Annotated in this window: 11 protein-coding genes; all 11 read left to right on the forward strand. The window is 48.5% G+C overall.

Annotated elements, in window-relative coordinates; genetic code table 11:
• Window positions 1-30: 30 nt before the first annotated feature.
• Window positions 31-2,481, forward strand: coding sequence for a glycoside hydrolase family 2 TIM barrel-domain containing protein (locus ACWJAO_RS00690; protein WP_449138902.1), 2,451 nt, complete (start codon window positions 31-33; stop codon window positions 2,479-2,481).
• A gap of 146 nt (window positions 2,482-2,627) precedes the next feature.
• Window positions 2,628-5,507: a two-component regulator propeller domain-containing protein gene (locus ACWJAO_RS00695; RefSeq protein ID WP_449138903.1), complete on the forward strand. Its 2,880-nt coding sequence runs from the start codon at window positions 2,628-2,630 to the stop codon at window positions 5,505-5,507.
• Between the two features lie 676 nt (window positions 5,508-6,183).
• The gene (locus ACWJAO_RS00700) at window positions 6,184-9,120 is read left to right on the forward strand and encodes a SusC/RagA family TonB-linked outer membrane protein (protein ID WP_449138904.1); all 2,937 of its coding nucleotides are present in this window, start codon (window positions 6,184-6,186) and stop codon (window positions 9,118-9,120) included.
• A gap of 20 nt (window positions 9,121-9,140) precedes the next feature.
• Window positions 9,141-10,661: a RagB/SusD family nutrient uptake outer membrane protein gene (locus ACWJAO_RS00705; protein WP_449138905.1), complete on the forward strand. Its 1,521-nt coding sequence runs from the start codon at window positions 9,141-9,143 to the stop codon at window positions 10,659-10,661.
• Between the two features lie 15 nt (window positions 10,662-10,676).
• The gene (locus tag ACWJAO_RS00710) at window positions 10,677-11,579 is read left to right on the forward strand and encodes a DUF4984 domain-containing protein (RefSeq protein WP_449138906.1); all 903 of its coding nucleotides are present in this window, start codon (window positions 10,677-10,679) and stop codon (window positions 11,577-11,579) included.
• 18 nt (window positions 11,580-11,597) lie between these two features.
• Window positions 11,598-13,181: a DUF5003 domain-containing protein gene (locus ACWJAO_RS00715; RefSeq protein WP_449138907.1), complete on the forward strand. Its 1,584-nt coding sequence runs from the start codon at window positions 11,598-11,600 to the stop codon at window positions 13,179-13,181.
• Entirely contained in the window at window positions 13,181-15,865 is a 2,685-nt protein-coding gene (locus tag ACWJAO_RS00720; RefSeq protein ID WP_449138908.1) for a DUF4458 domain-containing protein, read from the forward strand. Before ACWJAO_RS00715 ends, ACWJAO_RS00720 begins: the two co-directional genes overlap by 1 nt.
• Before the next feature lie 21 nt (window positions 15,866-15,886).
• Window positions 15,887-17,935, forward strand: a complete 2,049-nt coding sequence (locus tag ACWJAO_RS00725; protein WP_449138909.1) for a BACON domain-containing protein — start codon at window positions 15,887-15,889, stop codon at window positions 17,933-17,935.
• A gap of 31 nt (window positions 17,936-17,966) precedes the next feature.
• Complete coding sequence (locus ACWJAO_RS00730) at window positions 17,967-20,057, forward strand: subtilase family N-terminal domain-containing protein (RefSeq protein ID WP_449138910.1); 2,091 nt, start codon at window positions 17,967-17,969, stop codon at window positions 20,055-20,057.
• 11 nt (window positions 20,058-20,068) lie between these two features.
• A complete protein-coding gene (locus ACWJAO_RS00735) occupies window positions 20,069-20,806 on the forward strand; it encodes a DUF1573 domain-containing protein (protein ID WP_118063527.1) in 738 nt (245 codons plus the stop codon).
• A 47-nt stretch (window positions 20,807-20,853) separates the two neighbouring features.
• Entirely contained in the window at window positions 20,854-21,336 is a 483-nt protein-coding gene (locus tag ACWJAO_RS00740; RefSeq protein WP_449138950.1) for a lipocalin family protein, read from the forward strand.
• Window positions 21,337-21,423 lie beyond the last annotated feature (87 nt).

A 21,423-nucleotide genomic window follows, 5' to 3' on the forward strand; every position in this document is an offset into this window, starting at 1 on the left:
CATACAAAATAAGAATTTTAACGAAGAGATATGATTAAGAGAAGCATTACTTTCATGACTCTTGCCCTGGCACTTTCCACATTGTGCCAGGCGCAGAGCAGAAAGGTTATCAACCTGCCATCGTGGGATTTCTCCCGTGATGGTGAGTCGTGGCAGCAGGTTGCTGTTCCGCACGATTGGGCTATCTCGGGACCTTTTGATAAGAAATGGGACCTGCAGATGGTGGCTATCGAGCAGAATGGCGAAACCGAAAAGACCGAGAAGTCGGGCCGTTCGGGTGCGCTGCCTTGGATAGGTGAGGGCATGTACAAGATGAACTGGACGGCTCCTAAGGGCTATAAGCGCGCCGTACTCGTCTTCGACGGTGCCATGAGCCAGCCTGTTGTCACCGTCAATGGCAAGGAGGCAGGCAAGTGGGCTTACGGCTACAATGCCTTCCGCATCGACATCACACCTTTCATCCAGTTTGGTAAGAGTAATCTCATCGAGGTACATCTTAATAATGTAGAGGAGAGCAGCCGTTGGTATCCGGGAGGCGGTCTTTACCGTCCTGTTTCCGTAGAACTCTATGGCAATGAAAACTTCGCTACCTGGGATACTTTCGTGCGCACGCTGAAGGCTGATAAGCAGGAAGCTGAGGTGGAAGTAAATGCGCTCCTCGAAGGCAAGACCGGTAAGTCGGGCAAGACCGTCATTGCCCTGTTGGATGAGGCTGGCAAGAAGGTTGCCGAGCAGACCATCCCTGGTGCAACTCCTGCCGTAAAGACTACCTTGAAGGTGGCAAACCCACAGCTCTGGTCGCCGGAATTTCCTTATCTCTATCAGGTAAAGCTTACCCGATATGAAGGAAAGAAGGTGGCTGATGTCCAGACGCTGAAGACCGGTATCCGCACCATCTCGGTATCCAAGGATTATGGTTTCCAACTCAATGGCGTTACCCGCAAACTGAAGGGCGTCTGTCTGCACCACGACCTCGGTCCATTGGGTGCAGCAGAGAACAAGGCTGCCCTCATCCGTCAGATCAAGATGATGAAGCAGATGGGTTGCGATGCCATCCGTACAGCCCACAACATGCCTTCTACCATGCAGATGGAAATCTGCGACTCTCTCGGTATGATGGTGATGGCAGAGAGTTTCGATATGTGGATTTATCCTAAGTGCAAGAACGGCTATGCCAACTTCTTCAAGGAGTGGAGCGATAAGGATATCATCAATCTGGTGAAGCACCATCGCAACCATCCTAGCATCGTGATGTGGAGCATCGGTAACGAGATTCCTGAGCAGTGGAGTCAGGAGGGTGTACAGATCGCCAAGCATCTGCAGGATCTCTGTCATCAGTACGACCCTTCCCGTCCTGTTACCCAGGGTATGGATAGGGCAGAAGATGCCCTGAAGAGCGGTTTTGCACAGACCATGGATGTGCCGGGCTTCAACTATCGTGTACATAAATATTATAAGAATATCGAGCAGTTGCCTCAGGGCTTCCTCCTCGGTTCAGAGACCGCCTCTACGGTCAGTTCCCGTGGCGTATATAAGTTCCCGGTTGTCGTGAGCGATAAGGCTACCTATCCTGATGGGCAGTGCTCAAGCTATGATACGGAATACTGTTCATGGAGCAATCTTCCGGATGATGACTGGAAGATGCAGGACGACTACAGTTGGGTAATCGGCGAGTTTGTATGGACCGGTTACGACTATCTCGGCGAGCCTACTCCATACGATACCTACTGGCCAAGCCGCAGCAGCTACTTCGGCATCTGCGACCTTGCCGGACTTCCTAAGGACCGCTACTATATGTATCGTGCCCGCTGGAATGAGCAGCAGCATACCACCCATCTTCTTCCTCACTGGAACTGGAAGGGTAGAGAGGGCGAAGTGACTCCTGTATATTGCTATACCGATGGCGTGGAAGGCGAACTCTTCGTCAACGGCAAGAGCCAGGGCAGGGTTCGCAAGGACAAGTCAAGCCGATTGGACCGCTACCGTCTGCGCTGGAACAATGTGAAGTATGAACCAGGTGAGATTCGCGTGGTTACCTACAACCAGTATGGCGATAAGGTAGGTGAGGACGTGAAGCGTACTGCCGGCGAGCCTGCACAGATGAAGTTCAGCGTAGAAACTCCAGACCATGAGTCTATTGCCTGCATGGTAGAAGGCTGTACCGATGAGCACAATGTGCTTCTCAATGCCGATGGCAACGACCTTGCCTTCATCACCGTGAGTCTGCAGGATAAGGACGGCAATGAATGTCCGCTTGCCGATGATGAACTGACCTTTGAGGTGAGTGGTGCCGGCACTTTCAAGGCAGCCTGCAACGGCGATGCCACATCGCTCGAACCATTCACCCAGCCACAGATGAAACTCTTCTCCGGCAAACTCGTAGTCATCGTACAGAGCAGCAAGCAGAAGGGTGACATCATCCTGAAGGTAAAAGACTGCAAGCGAAATATCGAAAAGTCGATTACGCTCCAGGCAATATAAGATGTTATTAGAGTATTAAGTCCATATACATTTTTTATCGTATCCTCTGGGAATAGCAATGGCTATTTTCCCAGGGGATTCTTTTTTATATGATTTTCCTCCGATTTTTTTTGGCATTATCATGAATATTGTGTAAATTTGCACGCATGAAAAAGTCAACAAAACCTATATACCGCATCAGCATGGCAATTGCTATGCTCTTTGTTTCGCTCGCTATCCATGCGCAGCGCTTCGTCAACACCTCCCTTGAAGGTGCGCAGACAGTTTGTGCCATAACCCAGGACCATGAGGGAATGATATGGCTCGGAACCGACAATGGTCTTTACAGCTATGATGGTTATCATGGTTATCGCCATTTCCAGGAACATACTTTCAGCAATACGCGTGTCAATGCGCTCGGTTTCGAGGGCAGAATGCTCTATCTGGCTACCGGCAACGGTATTCTGAAGTTTGATACCGAAGATTATCAGTATGCTGAAACACCTGCCATGAAGGCTTTTGCCGATGAGACGAAGCGCAGGCAGTTGAAGGAACTCCGTGTGCTCGATATGAAAGGCGGTAAGACAGAATTCGGGGGCGATGTCTATGCTTTGCTCTCTACTCCGAAAGGCTTGCTCGTAGGTTCGCTTGCTGGTCTGCATCTCGGCAGCAGACTGATTCCGCTCCGTGCCGGAGAACAGCCGCTGGTCAATGCACTTGCCTATGATGCCAAGCGCCGATGCTACTGGATTGGTACCGAGGGTGCTCTCTATTGTGCCGATCTGCAGCTCAGGAACTTCTCCCAGATTCCTGCTCTCAACGGCAATTCCATCAAATGTCTTTCTACAGATGCTGCCGGCAATCTCTATATCGGAACCGATAACGGACTCTATCAGATGGCACTCTCCAATGCCATCACCCATTATATCCACGATTCCCGCGATGATGCTTCTATTCCTAACAACATCGTCTGGGCTTGCTTTGTAGATAAGTGGCAGAATGTATGGGTGGGTACCGACAATGGTCTCTCCCGTCTCACTACCCATACCTATTACCGCTATGTGTCGCTCGATAAGATAACGATGTCGGGTGAGGGCAACTGTCTGCATGCCATGCTCCAGACCCGTAACGGCGAATGGTGGATGGGCGGTACCAATGGTCTGATTCGTTTCACCCGCAATACTGAAGGTTATCAGAATGTGGCATGGTACAAGCAGAACAGCTCTGCCTTCCCGCTGAGTCATAACCGTGTTCGCAAGATTTATGAAGACCATGACGGCGATGTATGGATCTGTACCGACCACGGTATCAACTTCTATGACCGCAATTCCCGTCAGATGCGCAACTTCATCGTCTACGATAAGAGTGGCAAGTATTCTACTGCCTGGGCTTACGATATTCTCCAGGACAAGAAGGGCAGGATATGGATGGGTTCTTATCAGGGCGGTGTCTTCGTGATGGATAAGGCGGCTCTGCTGAGCGGCAAAACCATAGCCGACTGGCATTACTCTGACAAGGGAAAGAATGCGCTCTCTGGTCTGCATGTAGGTCAGATGGTGATGGATGGAAAGGGTAGGATTTGGGTTTCTACCTATACCCGTCTCAACTGCATCAATCCGAACACGATGAAGGTGGTGCAGGTGGCTAACTCTGATGTTGTCAACTATCTGATGGCAGACAGCAAGGGCAATATCTGGATGGGTGATAATACTTCGGTAACCTGTTATTATGCATCCGGTTCAGTGCTGGGTAACAGTTTTTCTTCCAAGACATGGCAGATTGGTGGCAAGGTAAGTACCATGTGCGATGTGGAAGGGAAGATATGGGTAGTATCGGGCAATGAATGCTGCGTAATCGATCCTCAGGGCGGGAGCCAGCGCTTCATGATTCCTTCTCTCGTGCCGCTTACCATCTGTTACAGCAGACAGACTCATCAGGTAATGATGGGTGGCAATGACGGCTATGTGGCAATCAGTTCTGATGTCGCGCAGAAGCCTAAGCAGTTTACCCGTCTGATGCTGGCAGGAATCATCGTAAACGGACAGGCTCGTGAGGAGCGTGGAGAAATCCTGAAACTGAAGAGTGATGAGAACAACTTCACCCTGCAGCTCACCGACCTTCCTTTTGCCGACCATCCTTCAGCTGTTTACGCCTATCAGCTCGAAGGCAGCGACCACGACTGGCATTATCTGAACTCCGGCAATATTGATATCACCTATAACGGCTTGTCTTATGGCGATTATCATCTTACGGTTCATGCCGTGGATGGTGAAGGCAAGATTGCCGCCGAGGTTTATTCGCTCGACATCTCCGTCCTGCCACCTTGGTATCTCTCCCTGTGGTGCAAGCTCTTCTATATCACAGCACTCATCGTGTTTGTGGCATGGTTGGTAAGCTGGTATTTCCTGCGTAAGGAACTGGCTGATGCCCAGAAGCAGAAGGCTGAGGTGTTGGAGCAGGTACAGATGCGTATGGACTTCTTCAACCGTTTGACGGAAGATTTGAAGGCAGCCGTAGCTCATCATTCGTTCGAAGAGGTAACCGATCTGATGGTCCGCTATCTGAATGTAAAGATACCGAAGGAGCCATCATCTGTTGCTACAGAGTTATCCGCTTCGCCAGTATCTGAGCCAGAGTCATCATCCTCAGAACCGGTTCCTGTACTCTCAGAGTCTTCTGATGAGGAAAAGAAGGGAGTAGACGTCAGCGAATTGGATCCGGCAGATAAGCGTCTGCTCGAAGAGATCAATGAGGCGATAGAGAAGCACATGATCGATTCCGACTTCAATGTTTCGATGTTGCAGGATGTGATAGGCATTGGTGGAAAGCAGTTGTATCGCAAGACGAAGGCGATAACGGGTCGTACGCCTGTAGAGTATATCCGTGAGATGCGTATGAGCCGTGCTGCCGAGCTCCTGAGCCAGGGCAAGTTCAGTGTTTCCGAGGTGATGTATACCGTTGGTTTCTCCAACAGCAGCTATTTCTCCAAATGTTTCTCCAAGGAGTATGGCATGACACCTACTGAATACATGAAGGTTAAAAGGTAAATTAATGAAGTGCTTCCGTTTGCCTATAGATATGGCTGCGTGGGGTTAAGAATATGACTGCACTGGGTTAAGGATATAACTCCGTCGGGTTACGGATACGACTCCGTAGGCTAATGGAGACGTATCCTTCGGCTTGTCGAGATATCTGCGTCAGCTGATTGAGCCACTTGAGTCAGCTGATTGAGCTACTTGAGTCAGCTGATAAAATACGTTCCGATGCAGTAAAAAATGCGTCGGGATGTAGCATTTGCTACGTCCCGACGCAGCAAAAGATACGTCCCGACGTAGTACAAGATGCGTCGGGACGTAATTTCAGTTTTATGAAAACGGCTGCATAGAAACAAAAAAAGGTGTGTATTGAACTTGTTTTTGCAATCTGTAATCGGACGTGACGAAAAATCGACAATTAACTAAATTTATGAGCATATATGCTAAAAAACATAGATATTTCGTGTTAATTATTTAATTTTTAAGCGATTATCTTGTGCAAATAAGAAAATATTCGTAATTTTGCACCGATTTAAGTTAAATAGGTATTTCCATGCGTGCATATTAGTGAAAGAATGTATAAATGGAGGGGCGAAGTGTTGCCCTGAGTGCTTTCGGCTTTTACCAAACGAGAAAAAAATGAGAAAAAAATAATAATTATTAATTAATAAACTTGAAACAAACAAGGATGAGAAGATTAACTCTTTTACTTGTCTCACTTGTATTGTTGTCTATCCAATCGGTCTTGGCGCAGAGTTTCAGCGTCAAGGGTACAGTCGTGTCTGCTGATGACAACGAACCGATGATTGGTGTGACCATTATGCAAGAGGGAACATCAAATGGCGTAGTGACCGATATTGACGGTAACTATACCATCGAAATTAAGGGTGCTTCGAAGGCTACGCTTGTCTACTCTTATGTGGGCTGCGTTACGCAGAAGCACGTTGTGAAAGCGCAGACAAATACGCTCAACATCACCCTTGCTTCGGATTCCAAGATGATGGATGAAGTGGTTGTGGTGGCGTATGGCGTGAGAAAGAAGGGAACCATTGCGGGTTCCGTGTCTGCCGTAAAGTCTGAAAAGATAGAAAATGTGCCGGCGGCAAGCTTCGACCAAGCTTTGCAGGGACAGAGTACTGGTTTGCAGGTCATCTCTTCTTCGGGTGAACCTAGCAAGGCGGCTACCTTCCAGATCCGTGGTACCAACTCTATCAACTCCGGCAAGTCGCCTCTCTTTATCCTCGACGGCGTGCCAATCTCAAGTTCTGATTTCAATACCTTGAGTCCTAACGACATCGAAAGTATCTCTGTATTGAAAGATGCCTCTTCTACCTCTATCTATGGTGCACGTGCTGCCAATGGTGTGGTTGTCATCACTTCCAAGCGAGGCTTGGCAATGGACAAGGCGAAGATTACGCTCCGTGCACAGTATGGTTTCTCTGAGTTGGCACAGACCAACTGGAAAATGATGAATACTGATGAGCGTATCCAGTTTGAGAAAGAAGTAGGTCTGGATACAGGTAAGGATTACAATCTCCTTTCAAGAGTAAACGTAAACTGGCTGGACGAGGTGTTCAACGACCGCGCTCCGCTGCAGAGCTACGAACTCTCTATCAACCGTGCTACCGACCGACTGAACTACTATGTTTCTGGTGGTTTCTACGATCAGGACGGTATCGCACAGAATTCAACCTTCCGCCGTTACAACATCCGCACCAATGCTGATGTAAAGGCAGGCAAGTGGTTGAAGGTAGGTACCAACACCATGGCTGCCTACGAGGAAGCTCAGCAGGCTGACGACGGCAGTTATACTACCGTTACTCCTATCTCTGCTTGCCGATTCATGTTGCCTTACTGGAATCCATACGCAAAGGATGGCAGTCTGGCTTCACTTTCAGCAGGCAACTGGGCAGGAACCAGCGAGAACCCTATCGTTTACATGGGCATGAATCCTATCAAGAACAAGAAATATAAGGTGCTCTCTACCATGTATGCTGAAATCTATCCGATAGAGAATCTGACTATCCGTACTCAGTTTGGTGCCGATTTCACCCATTCTACAGCGTTCCTCCAGTCGTTCCCAAGTCTCTCTTCAAACAACGGACAGGGTACTGCGGCACGCCAGAGCAGCGATGCCATCAACCTGACAGAGACTACTACGGCTAACTACCGTTTCACCCTGAACGATATCCATTCGTTCAACGTGATGCTGGGTCAGGAGGCTGTGAATTTCCACTCAGAGGGTTTCCAGGTATATTCCAAGGGTCAGACCAGCGACCTCCTGACCAATGTATCATCAGGTACACGTGCCAGCCGCTGGGCAGATTCATCTTCTGACTACTCTTACCTGTCATTCTTCATGCGTGGCGAGTATAACTATAAGGAGCTCTACTATGCCGACTTCTCTCTGCGTACCGATGCTTCTTCACGTTTCGGTAAGGATCATCGCTGGGGTACATTCTGGTCGCTCGGTTTCATGTACAACGTGAAGTCAACCGACTGGCTGAAGGATATGAAGTGGCTCAGCACAGCCCAGATTGCCGTAAGTACCGGTACATCGGGTAACTCTGAAATTCCTAACTATTATCACCTGGCTCTGGTATCGGGTGGTGCCAACTACGATGATACTGCCGGTTTCTATCCATCACAGAGTGGTAATGAAGATTTGGGTTGGGAGTCAACCTGGGCTAACAACTTCGCCCTCCGTCTTGGTTTCCTCGACAGAATCAACTTCAGTTTCGAGGCTTACTACAAGCGTACCTCTAACATGCTGATGCGCGTACCTGAGTCTTACACCGTAACCGGCGAGGGTTATCGCTGGAAGAACGTAGGTGTGATGGCTAACAAGGGTATCGAGTTGAGTGCTGACGGTGATGTAATCCGCACCCGCGACTTCACCTGGAATGTAAGTGCCAACGTATCTTACAACCAGAACCGCTTGAAGGAACTCTATAACGGTGTAACCGAGTATGTAAACTCAACCACCGGTTTGAAGTATGTAGTAGGTCACTCAGTAAGCGAGTTCTTCCTGAACCGTTATGCCGGTGTGAACCCAGCGAATGGTGAGCAGCTCTGGTATGACAAGGACGGCAACGTAACCAACGAGTTCCGCGAGAGCGACAAGGTGATGACAGGCAAGACCTATGATGCACCTTGGATGGGTGGTTTCGGTACAAGCTTCCGTTGGAAAGGCTTGCAGCTTTCTGCCCAGTTTAGCTGGATCGGTACACGCTACGTGATTAACAACGACCGTTACTTCGAGGAGAGTGGTGTAACCTTCGGTACAGCTTACAACCAGTCAAACCGTCTGTTGTACGACCGCTGGAAGCAGCCAGGCGATATTACCGACATCCCACGTTGGGGCGAGGTAACCCAGCTCGACGACCGCTTCTTGGAGAATGCATCGTTCCTCCGTCTGAAGAATCTCAGTCTGTCCTATTCATTGCCACAGAGCTTGTTGCGCAAGACCAACTTCTTCTCTATGGTCAGAATCTATGGTCAGGCACAGAATCTCTTCACAGTAACCGGTTTCAACGGTCTGGATCCTGAGGTTTCATCCAATATTTACCAGGCACAGTATCCGGCATCACGCCAGTTTACTCTGGGTGTTGAATTGCAATTCTAACCAAGAAAGGAGAAAAAGAAATGAATATCAAAAATATAAAGACATACATCCTGTCGGGAATCCTAGCCCTCTCGATGTCTTCCTGTCTTGATAAGTATCCTGAGGATTCTATCCGCATGGACGAGGCTATCAACACGGTGGACGATATGGACAAGCTGGTGTACGGTATCTACGACAGTTTCAAGAGCAGCGCCCTCTATTCGGGCAATCTGACTATCCTGCCAGATCTGCAGGCAGACTTCGTGTACTGCGTGAAGGGCTACTCTAATGCCTATGGCGATATCTACCGTTGGAAAGATATCAAGGCTACCAACACCGACATCGAGTCGGTATATGGTGCGCTTTATGGTGTTATCAACAATGCCAACTTCCTGCTCGATAATGTAGATAAGGTAAAGGCAAACACCAACAGTGATCAGGAGCTCGACAAGTTGGAGCAGTATCAGGGCGAGGCTTACTTCGCACGTGCACTGGCTTATTCAGAGTTGATCAAGTGCTTCTGCAAGGCTTACGATAGCGATGAGCAGGCAGAGAAGGAACTCGGCGTGGTACTCACAGAGCACTATTACGGCAATGAGCCACAGAAGAGAGCCACTCTGAAGGAATCATACGATTTCGTATTGAGAGACCTTGACAAGGCTGCTGAATATCTGAAGGTAGACGAAGACTTCACAGGTACTCTCTATGACGAGATTTACTTCAATGAGTATGCCTGTCATGCCTTGCGTGCGCGCGTATCCTTATATATGCATCGCTGGGATGATGCCATCAAGTATGCATCTAAGGTAATCGATAGTAAGTATTACGTGCTGGCAAGCTGCACACAGAAGATAGGCAACACCAGTTATTATCAGTATCAATGGACAGCAGGTAAATCTACAGAAGGAATCTGGAAGGTAGGCTTTACCGTGAACAGCTATGGCGGTGCACTGGGTACCATCTTCGATAACTACAACTTCGTAACTTATCGTCCAGACTATGTGCCTGAGACATGGGTCATCAACTCATTCGACAGCAATGACCTCCGTGCAGCAGCCATCTTCACAACCCGTGTAACAGGTTATGAGCACGGTTTGCAGTGGCCTTTGCTGAGCAAGTATTTCGGCGATGCAGAATTCCGGAACAACAATATCCTGCATGTTCACCAGCCAATGGTATTCCGTCTCTCAGAGCAGTATCTGATTCGTGCTGAGGCTTACGCCATGAAGAAGGACTATGGTAAGGCAGGTAAGGACATCTCTACCTTGCGTACAGCCCGCTATTCATCTTATGGTGGAAACACCTCGATGAGCGAGAGCAACGCCATGAAGATAATCGAGGCAGAGCGCGTGAAGGAACTCTATATGGAAGGCTTCCGTCTGAACGACCTCAAGCGCTGGCACAAGGGATTTGAGCGTAAGGCTGCCGACCAGCCTGCTGCCAACTTCGTGCAGAGCAGTCTGAAGGTTGAAAAGGATGACCCTCTCTTTGTCTGGCCAATTCCTCAGCATGAGCTTGAGGCACCAGGTTCTGAGATTCAGCCTAATGAAAGTAACAAATAAAATAAGGAGACGATCATGAAGAAAATAATGATGGGATGTTTGGCAGCCGTAGCTGCACTCATCGCTCTTGTGAGCTGTTCACAGGATTATACCACTTATGCTGGTCCAAGTCATATCATGTTCTCTGATACGCTCTATCAGTATGCTGTACAGGAAAGCAACGAGGTTTTCAATGTGCCTGTATCAGCAACCGAAAAGGCTGACTACGACCGCACCTTCGGTGTAGAGGTTGTAGACAAGCAGAGCAATGCCATCGAGGGTAAGCATTACCGCATCCTCAACAACACCGTTACAATCAAGGCGGGCGAGATGGTAGGAAATGTGAAGGTTCAGGGTATCTATGATAACATCGGCAAGACCGATTCGCTCGGCTTCACCCTGAAACTGGTGATTCCGGAGAAGTATAATTGGACGGAACTCTATAAGGACTATGCCCACGTGGTAATGCAGAAGTATTGTCCTTTCGATATCCACAACTTCTCAGGCTGGTGTAAGGTAACATCTACCTTCTACAGCCAGTATCTGAACAACGTAACTGACCGTCTGATCAAGACAGAGGTAGTGGAAGGCGAGGAGAATACCGTTCTCTTGAAGGATGTTTATTATAAGGGCTACAACCTGAAGTTGAAGTTCAATACAAAGAACATTCTTGAGCCAAAGGTAGAGATGGATGACCAGATAGCCGGTGAGACCGGCGAGGCGTTCGGTACCATCTATGGAGATGGCAAGTTGCGCATCAGCCAGCCTTCTCTCTATACCTCTTATTATAACACCTGCCAGAACTATGTATTGCAGTATGTCACCATGAGTGTAGACAACAAGGATGGTTCAACCTTCGGCAACGTAGGAACCTTCATCAATATGTATGAATGGATCAGCGATGCAGAGGCAGAGAAATTGAAAGAACAAGGATATTAATCGTAGAATAAAAAGAAAATGAAAACATTGATTTCAAAATATTGGCTCGTATTGATGGCGCTGGTATCAGTGACTCTGTTCACAGCTTGTTCCAGCGATGACGACGATGCCGTAACTCCTGTGTTCCCACAGGTACAGACTATCGGCGGTGCAGCTGGCGCTGAGTTGGACTTCACCTTCGATGCCAACGAGAGCTGGAGCCTTTCTTCAGACAAAATCTGGTGTAAACTGGTGCAGGGCGAGAAAGCAGACGCCTTCGTACTCAATGGTACTGCAGGCAAACAGACCATCAAGGTTAAGATTACTGCTGATGATGCCAGCAAGGATATGAGCGTGGCTCAGCTCTTCCTGAATATGGGTGGACAGAAGGTTGCCATCGCTGAGGTTAAGCGTTCGGCTGCCGACCATATACTGACGGTTTACGATGCGGATGGCAATGATATCACCAAGACAGGTATCACTGTAGGTTACAATGTATACACCAAGTTTACTGTAAAGTCAAACTTCCGTTTTGCTGTTACCAATACTCCAGCTTGGGTAGACTTGGAAGGCGGCTTCCTGGTAGGTACACCTAACAAGGCTGTTGTTGGCGGTGTTGCCTTCAAGGAGAATCAGGGCGTAAGTGCTAAGTATGCCATCGCTAAGGACGGCAACTACACCATCACCTTCACTTCTGAGGATGGCAAGGCTGCTGTAACCATACCTGTTATCTATAATGGTATGACCACCAGCACCATGGATGTTACTTATCCAACCTCTTCACAGTGGGCAGTATGGAATGTATCTCTCGATGGTAAGGTGTTCACTCAGAATGGTTCTAGCCTGAATGGTGGTGATACCAACAATTTCACCTTCTACAACTTCGTTCCTTTCACCCTCAAGACCTTGGGTGATGCTTACCAGCTGGTAGTCTTCGAGAAAAAGGAGAATGGTTTGTTCGAGGCTGAAACTGGTGCGGTGAAGCTGCAGGGTGAGAAGGGTGATGTTAAGCTCACTATTGATGCCTTGAGCAGCGGAAGCCGTGAGTTCCTGGTTTATGCATTGCCACAGAGCGTATTCGAGAGTCTGGAGAATGGACTCGACGGAATGCTGGAGAACAACTTTACAACTGTGAAGAGCGATTATGACCGCTACTTCCTGATGGATGTTGTACAGAAGGAGGCCAACTCTTCTGCTGATGATCAGTCTGCAGCACCGACAATCTTGAAAATGGGCAATTTGCCAGTAGAGTGCAAGAAGGATAAATCAATGTATGGTTCTATCATATCAGAAACATTTGGCTACAATGGTGACGAAATATATGTCGCTCAGTCAGAAGTAGGAAGCTCTCTTACAGTTGATCCTAATATCAAGGATTGGGATCCTACCACAATGATGGAGACAGGCTATCTTACAGTTATGGATAGCAACGGAAATGATGTTAATGCAGAGCCTAATATGGATGCGAATAATAACTGGATATTCTTCGTAAATGTTCCTGCTGCTACTCCGATGTTTATGGTATTCAAGGACAACGGAACTCCTGTAAAGGTTCTTGTTGTTGAATCTCCTGGTGAGGGAATGAGTAAGAAACATACTTCTATCAGAAAAATTAGAAAGTAATGAACAGAATGAAAATATTTTCAAAGGCACTCTTGTTGCTCTTGGTCTCTCTCCTGACCTTTGCAGCAACAAGTTGCTCGGATGATGAAACCGAGGGCTGGGACGGCACATACGGATATGTGCAGTTCAAGCTCAGCAAGAAGGTTTCTTCTAGAGCTACCCGTGCTGCTGCCCTTGACAAACTTGAGAAACTGGATGATGCCAAGAAAATCAAGGTGGTCATGGAGCACAACGGTACAACTGTGTCTCAGACACTGGTGCTCAATTCTTATAATTCAGAGAATGCTGAGTATGGTCTGAGAAGTGAAAAACTGCAACTCGCTTCGGGTACTTACACCGTCATCGGTTTCTATCTCTATGATGCTGTAGACGAGGAGTTGCTGGCTTCTTCTGCCGGCGAAACATTCACTGTAGTAGGTGGCGGTCTGGAAGTACAGAACCTCATGGTGGAGACTGTGGAGCGTGGTAAGGTGAAGTTCAATCTCGTGAAGGAGTGGGAGAAGACCCGTGCCGGTGGCACAGAGTATCTCTTCTCTAACATCCGTCTCGTTGACGTAAGCGTAACCAACCTCTTTACCCGTGAAACCTATACCTTCCCTGAACTGAAGGTGAAATATAAGGAGGGAAGCAAGGAGAATCAGAATCCTGACAATGAGAACGATAAGTATATGGATACAGGTACAGCTTACTGCGATTCTACCGTATGGCTGCCTGCCGGTACTTATCAGGTTACCTCTTATACCACCTACGGCAAGACAGGTGCGGTGAAGACCAAGTACGAAACCCAGCCTGTAAAGGGTAAGGCGTTTATTGTAGAGGATAATCAACTGAATGATACGGCTCAGGTGCCTATCCTCCTTTCCAAGACAAAGGAGTATATCAAGGATTATGAGGCTTTGAAGGCTATCTGGGAATCTCTCCATGGTAAGGAGTGGAGCTTCTATGGCGATGCTACCTTCAAGGGAGCTAACTGGAACTTCAACAAGGAACTCGATATGTGGGGCGAACAGCCGGGCGTAACGCTCAACAGCAACGGCCGTGTCATCGGTCTCGTTATCGCCGGTTTCGGTGCAAAGGGAATCGTACCTGATGCCATCGGACAGCTGACAGAACTCCAGGTGCTCAACCTCGGTTCTCACGATGAGAAGATTGGTGCCAACATCTTCAATGATTATGATGCAAACAGTCTGACTGCTGCAAAGAAGAGCAGCATGCGTCACGACTATGAGAACAAGTTCCTGAAGTATGACCCACGTGCCAACATGTCGAATATGATTGTAGAAAGCTACAACTCAGATCCTAAGGTGGCACCGAAGAACAGAATCAAGAAGGACAGCCGCATCAACCTGAAGGATGCACAGATCGGTACATTGACCAACAAGATTACAGGTGTATCTAAGGCCATCTACCGTCTGACTAAGTTGCAGCAGTTCTATATCGGTAACTCTTCTATCACATCCGACTCGGTTTGTGCGGAGTTCTACAATGCTAAAGATCCTGTTTATGGTAAGTTTGCACAGGAGTTTAAGGAAGAGGATTGGGACAAGATGGAAAACCTGACCGATATCGAACTTTACAACTGTCCGAAGATCAGTCGCATTCCAGACTTCTACTATAAACTCCCTAAATTGCAGGCGATGAACCTGGCACGATGCAAGGGCATCTCAGCTAATCAGTTGAGAAATGATTGGACCCGCTTAGCTGAGGAGAAGACAGGTAAGACACTCCAGATTCTCTATATGAGTTACAACAACCTGGAGGAGTTCCCTGAGACATCTGCCTTGAGCAAGATGGTAAATCTCGGTCTGCTCGACCTGGCTTACAACAACATCAAGAAGTTGCATCCGTTCGGTTCTGGGGTAGCGCTTTCTTCACTCTATCTGAACAACAACCAGATTGAGGAGGTTCCTGCTAATCTCTGTGCCTTTACAGATGATGTAGAGAGTCTGACCTTCGCCCACAACAAACTGAAGAAGATTCCGAATATCTTCGATGCAAGTTCTGTTCGCGTGATGGGTTCTGTAGACTTCTCTTACAACGAGATTACAGGTGTAGATAATAATAATGGTACTTACAAGGGTATCAATGCAGCAACCGTTACTCTGTCTAACAACAAGATAGAGAAGTTCCCTTCAGAGCTGTTCACAGCCGGTTCGCCAATCACAACCATCGATTTGAGCGGCAACCAGATGCGTACCATCCCTAAGGGTTCCATCAAGGGCAAGAAGGCTTATCTGCTGCAGGTCATCGACCTCCGATTCAACAAGTTGACATCCCTCTCTGATGACTTCCGCTCAACCACATTGCCATACATTACCAATATGGATTTGAGTTACAACTGCTTCACCGAGGTGCCAACCCAGCCGTTGAACAGTGCCGTGCTCCGTGCCTTTGCCATCAACCACCAGCGTGATGAGAATAACGACCAGCGTTGCCTGCGTACATGGCCTACAGGAATCACAACCTGTCCGAGCCTGATCCAGTTCCAGATTGGTTCCAACGATATCCGTAAGGTAGAAGAGACACTGACCTCTCACCTTTATATCCTGAATATCGCAGACAACCCTAACATCTCTATCGATGTAACCAGCGTCTGCCCATACATCAAGGCAGGTAGGTATAAGCTGTTCTACGACAAGAATCAGGACATCCGCGGTTGCGATGCTTTGGATCTCGAAAATTAAACCCTATAAGAAAGTAGTAATATGAAATATATGAATAAACTGACATTAGGTATCGTTCTCGCTGCCGGGCTTTTCACAGCCTGCAGCGATAAGGATGATGTCGATATCCCAGGAGGACTGGCACTCGATAAAAAGGAGATAGCCATAGGTCCTCAGGGTGGAACAGAGCAGATTGCCATCGCTGCCTCACAGGACTGGGTGGCAAATACCTCTGAGCCTTGGCTGGTGCTTTCGCCTGCCAACGGCGTGGGCTCTGTTGAGGGTACCATCAAGGTGGATTCTACTCTTTCCAACACGCTCCGCAGCACAGAACTCAGCTTCCAGGGTGCCAACGGACAGAGTCGCAAGCTTACCGTCACCCAGTTCGGTTATGGCAAGCAGATCTTCCTGAAGAATCCTGTTGTAGAAATCGAAAACTCCGGTTCTTACGATAAGCGTGCTTTCGAGAGTTTGATTTCTGCCAATGTGGAATGCAAGATTGGTAAGATTGAGTATTCTTTCGAGGGTGATCTGACCGATGCTGAGAAGGCTGAGAACGAGAGCGAGCGTGAGGGCTGGCTCCTGAACAGCAAGGATGAAGATAAGCTGACAGGTACTAACCTGGGCATCGTGCTTGACAGAAAGTATCGTCCTCGCACCGTGAACTTCAAGTTCCGTTGGGCGATGAACGTTGTTCCTGCTGTTCGTGTGGCAAAGGTTCACTTAGTACCGGTAAAAGCTGAAGATAAACTGGTGGATGCAGATGGCAAACCTACAGATGATGTTATCCTGACCGTTCGTCAGAAGGCAGCACCAAAGATTGAGGACAACCGTGCCGGTGACTCTCTCTCTGTCATCATGATCAATCAGAAACTGGGTAGCATTGCTACCTTCGATTCCAGCGATAACATGCGCAACTGGAGCGGCGTAACGCTCTGGGAAGCTACTGATGCTTTCGTGAAGGATCATCCAGAGGCTTTAGGACGTGTACGTTCTGTCAAGTTCAGCATGGTCAACCTCAAGAGTGGCGAAACTCTTCCTAAGGAAGTGGGTAATCTCAAGTTCCTGGAGTCATTCTCTGTTGCTGCCAACGAGAATAACCAGATTCGTGAAGTGAAGCTCGGTGAAGAAATATGTTCGCTGAAGTACCTGAAAAATCTTACCGTTCAGGCTTACGGTCTGACTCAGTTGCCTGCTAGCTTTGTTAAGCTGGGCAAGAGTCTTGAATCGCTCAACCTGGTAAGTAACAACTTCAACCAGTTGTCGGATATCACCAATATCGTCAACGAGAAGAACTTCCCTAAGTTGCGTAACCTCATTCTCTATGCACAGCGCCGTACGGATGTTGTCATCGACATTAAATCGCTGGGCGAAAAGAATGGATCAGGTGTCTATGTTTATAATAACTATCCTATCGGACTGTATGGTAAGGTAAATGACGGATCCGCAGACCGCCAGGCGCTTCTCAAGCTCCTGACATGGGATAAGTTGAATACACTGGAGTTGTCTTACTGCTTCCTGGAGGGTGAACTTCCTACCGATGAGGAAATGACCGATGCGCTGGAGGCAGCCGGAAAGGCTACCCGATACAGCAAGTCAGACTTCTCCACCAATAAGTCTGATTATCTCGACAAGCTGGTAGGCGATACCTGCAAGTGGTTGCTCTCAGGCTGGAATAATCCTGTAACCTGCAAGCACAAGGATGGTTCTGTAGTATGCGAGGATGTTTATCCTCTCAATGTGCCACGTGTATTGCCAAACTGCCGTCAGTTGTCACTCAACCTGAACTTCTTTACAGGTGAGGTGCCTAAGTGGATTCTCTTCCATCCACACCTGGTAGAATGGAATGCACCAACGATGGTATTCAACCAGCAGCCTAAGGGTAAGAACAGCGATGGCGCTGCCGTAGGTTTCTCTAATATGACAGAAGACAGCTACAGCTACGACTACTATTACGGAACCAGCGACCCAGGAAGCAAGTGGGAGGTTCCGGGTGTAGCTTATCCGCTCTACTACCGTACATACGTGGCAGCAGGCGATATTGATGAAGCTGCGCTGATGGCTAAGTACAGGAGAAACAAGAAAAAGTAAGATAAACATAAAAACAATATAGAAGCAAACAATGAAGAAAAAGTTTTTCTATATAGCAATGGTCGCATTGGCATTGACAGGCTGTTCTGACAGCCTGTCAACCATCGGCTCTTCTGACGGCAATTCAGAAATCACCATCCCTGCAGATGCTGAGGCTGGTGAGCTGCTGATTAAGTTCAGTCCGGAGATGAGCGATATCCTCGACCAGGCACAACTGGGCAAGACACGCGCCGGAAAGGCTACCCGTTCGGGTATTCCATCTACCGACGAGGTGCTCGACATCCTGGGAAGCTACAGCTTTGAGCGTGTGTTCCCGGTAGATGCAAAAACTGAGGCAAAAACCCGCGAGGCGGGACTCCACCTCTGGTATACGGTGAAGTTTAACAAGGGAACCGACCTGAAGGCTGCTGCCGAGCGCCTGAAGCAGTTGGGCGAAATCTCAAAGGTTCAGACCAACGGCCGCATCAAGCGTGCTTACAATACCGACAGCAAGCGCATCTATCTCAGCGATAAGGCGCTTCAGCAGAAGTCTACCCGCGCAGCAGCTGAGGGTGAGCCAAACGACCCAGGCTTTGCCAGCCAGTGGCACTACCGCAACCTGGGTGAGGGCCACTATGGCTTCGAGAATCTCAATAATAATCACGTAGGCGCTAAGGCTGGATGTGATGTGAATGCACTTGAGGCATGGAAGACCTGTACGGGCGATCCTTCTATCATCGTGGCTATTCTCGATGAGGGTGTGATGTATACTCACCCTGATCTGGCTGCCAACATGTGGTGTAACCCGGGCGAAAGTGTTCAGGGTGCACAGACTGACGGCGACGGAAACGGTTATGAGGGCGACCTTCATGGCTACAACTTCGTAACTGAGAGTGGCGATATTACCTGGACTGATGCGAATGACACCGGTCACGGTACTCACGTAGCTGGTACCATTGCAGCCGTAAATAATAATGGTATTGGTGTATCTGGTATTGCCGGTGGTGACGGAACTCCTAACTCTGGTGTCAAGATTATGTCTTGCCAGGTATTCTCCGGTCAGAACAGTGTAACCTTGGCAGGCGAGGCAAGAGCCATCAAATATGCTGCCGATAATGGTGCAGTCATCCTGCAGTGCAGTTGGGGTTACAACTCTTCAGAGTCTAGTATCATCAATGGTTATACTCCTGGACCTGCTACCGAGAAGGAGTGGGCAGAGACTTATCCTTTGGAGAAGGAGGCTTTGGATTACTTCATCAACAATGCCGGTTCGCCTAATGGTGTCATCGACGGCGGTATTCCAGTCTTCGCAGCCGGTAACGAGTATGCTGGCAATCCTGCTTTCCCTGGTGCTTACTCTAAGTGCGTCTGCGTATCTTCAGTAGCAGCCGACTTTACTCCAGCCTGCTACACCGATTTCGGTTCGCTCGTAACCCTGAGTGCTCCTGGTGGCGACTTGGAATATTACAGCAAGATTGGCGAGCAGGAAGATGAATACTGGGCAGAGACGACAACCGAGCAGAAAGGTGCTGTGCTCTCTACTTTGATACAGAACGGCAAGCCTGCCTATGGCTATATGGAGGGAACCTCTATGGCTTGTCCTCACGTTTCGGGTGTAGCTGCCTTGGGTCTCGCTTATGCTGCCAAGACGAACCGTCATTATCGTGCTGCCGACTTCGTAGCCCTGATGAAGAAATCAGTAAAGGAACTGGATAGTCATTATCAGAATGGTGCAACCAAGACCTACTATATGAACCATACTACCGTAGGTGCTTCGCCTGAGATTGTACAGCTCTCTAAGTACATCGGCAAGATGGGTGCTGGTCTGATTGATGCAGCTCAGCTCTTGAATAACATCAAGAACAAGGAACTCAGTTCTGATATGAAGTTGCCTAACGTGTATGTGGGCATCGAGAAGACTGTTTCTCTCAACCTCGCTGCATATTTCGCAGGTCAGATAGAGGGATTCACTTGCTCTGTAGCGAATAGCAGCGTAGCTTCTGCTTCGGTAGATGGCAAGACGCTCATCGTGAAGGGACTCGTTGCCGGAAGCACATCGCTCACCGTAACAGCTGCCGATGGTACCAGCCAGACCGTAGTTGTGACCGTTAGAAAGAGTGCCGGTAACAATGGTTGGATGTAATTGGATGTAATATGAAGATATTTGCTTTCCTGTCGCTTTTCTTCCTGGCTTTGCCTGTTACGGTGAATGCGCAGAAGGAACTGCTGAAGTTTGAGCATCCGCTTATCGATGCGGGTACGATGACCGAGGACGATGCGCCTCGCACCTTCACCTTCGTGGGTAAGAATGTGAGCAAGAAGATACTGCACATCACACAGGTGAGAACCACCTGTGGATGTACCAGTTCTTATGTCAGGGGCGATGTGATGAAGCCTGGCGATACCTGTCAGGTGCAGATCACCTTCACGCCTAACCGCTATCCGGGCACCATCAATACGGGTGCTTATCTCTATCTGAAAGAGGTAGAGGGACAGCCTGCCGTTAAGCTTGCCTTAACGGGCAAGGTGCTGCCGGGTGCTGACCAGTGGGCGCGCTATCCGCACAAGATGGGCGCACTCAGACTGAAACAGGCGAAGGCAAGTATCACAGAGGTAAGGCCGGGCACAGAGCCTGAGGCACGTATCCTCTGCGGAAACAGCGGCGACAAGCCGCTCCGTATATCCAGCCTCCTTCTTCCTCCTTATGCCCGTCTTACGACAGAGCCTGAGGTGATAGAACCGGGTGATGAGGCTGACCTCGTCATCACCATCATAGCCGATAAGATTCCGGCTACGATGCCCGAATCCTTCACCTTCCCTGTTATTCTGGAGGGCTTGGATGCCCGTCCGTCTGACAGAACGATACAGGTCGTTGTAAAGGTAAAAAGGTAAAAAAGGAAAAAAGTAAAAAAGAAAAAAATACCAAGACAATGAAATATTTGAAAAAACTCTTCACCCTCCTGGTGATTGCTTTGTTTGCCTGCGGCTTTGCAGCCTGCAGCAGCGATGATGATGAACCGGAGGAGCCTTCTCTGGAAGTTACTGCTGCCAATCTTCATGGCACATGGAAGTTGGCTGAGTGGAACGGTGAACCTCTTGCTGAGGGCACATACTGCTACATCGTTCTCAACCGCAAGGACCAGACTTTCGAGATGTATCAGAAGTTTGATAGTATGTATGGTCGCCATATCACCGGTTCGTTCGCTATCAAGAACGATCCATACCAGGGCTACATTATCAGCGGAAGCTATGATAACGGTAAGGGCGACTGGAACCAGAGTTATCTCGTAACCCGTCTCCTGGCATCGGGTTCCATGATATGGACTGCCAAGGACGATGTTACCGACATCAGCCGCTACGAGCGTTGCAATGAGGTACCTGCCGAGATACTCAAGGAATGTAAAGATCTCACCGAAGAATAAAAAAAAGAGCGAATTATCTGCAAATTCTGCGGATTATTCGCTCTTTTTTTGTATCTTTGCCCTCAAACTTATCATCGGGTTCAAAGT

The sequence above is a fragment of the Segatella sp. genome, assembly GCF_977051555.1.

Excerpts from the sequence above, each read along its gene's own strand:
- ACWJAO_RS00715 (WP_449138907.1), top strand. The coding sequence starts at position 11,598 with ATGAAAACATTGATTTCAAAATATTGGCTCGTATTGATGGCGCTGGTA.
- ACWJAO_RS00730 (WP_449138910.1), top strand. The coding sequence starts at position 17,967 with ATGAAGAAAAAGTTTTTCTATATAGCAATGGTCGCATTGGCATTGACA.
- ACWJAO_RS00700 (WP_449138904.1), top strand. The coding sequence starts at position 6,184 with ATGAGAAGATTAACTCTTTTACTTGTCTCACTTGTATTGTTGTCTATC.
- ACWJAO_RS00690 (WP_449138902.1), top strand. The coding sequence starts at position 31 with ATGATTAAGAGAAGCATTACTTTCATGACTCTTGCCCTGGCACTTTCC.
- ACWJAO_RS00710 (WP_449138906.1), top strand. The coding sequence starts at position 10,677 with ATGAAGAAAATAATGATGGGATGTTTGGCAGCCGTAGCTGCACTCATC.
- ACWJAO_RS00720 (WP_449138908.1), top strand. The coding sequence starts at position 13,181 with ATGAACAGAATGAAAATATTTTCAAAGGCACTCTTGTTGCTCTTGGTC.
- ACWJAO_RS00735 (WP_118063527.1), top strand. The coding sequence starts at position 20,069 with ATGAAGATATTTGCTTTCCTGTCGCTTTTCTTCCTGGCTTTGCCTGTT.
- ACWJAO_RS00705 (WP_449138905.1), top strand. The coding sequence starts at position 9,141 with ATGAATATCAAAAATATAAAGACATACATCCTGTCGGGAATCCTAGCC.
- ACWJAO_RS00695 (WP_449138903.1), top strand. The coding sequence starts at position 2,628 with ATGAAAAAGTCAACAAAACCTATATACCGCATCAGCATGGCAATTGCT.
- ACWJAO_RS00725 (WP_449138909.1), top strand. The coding sequence starts at position 15,887 with ATGAAATATATGAATAAACTGACATTAGGTATCGTTCTCGCTGCCGGG.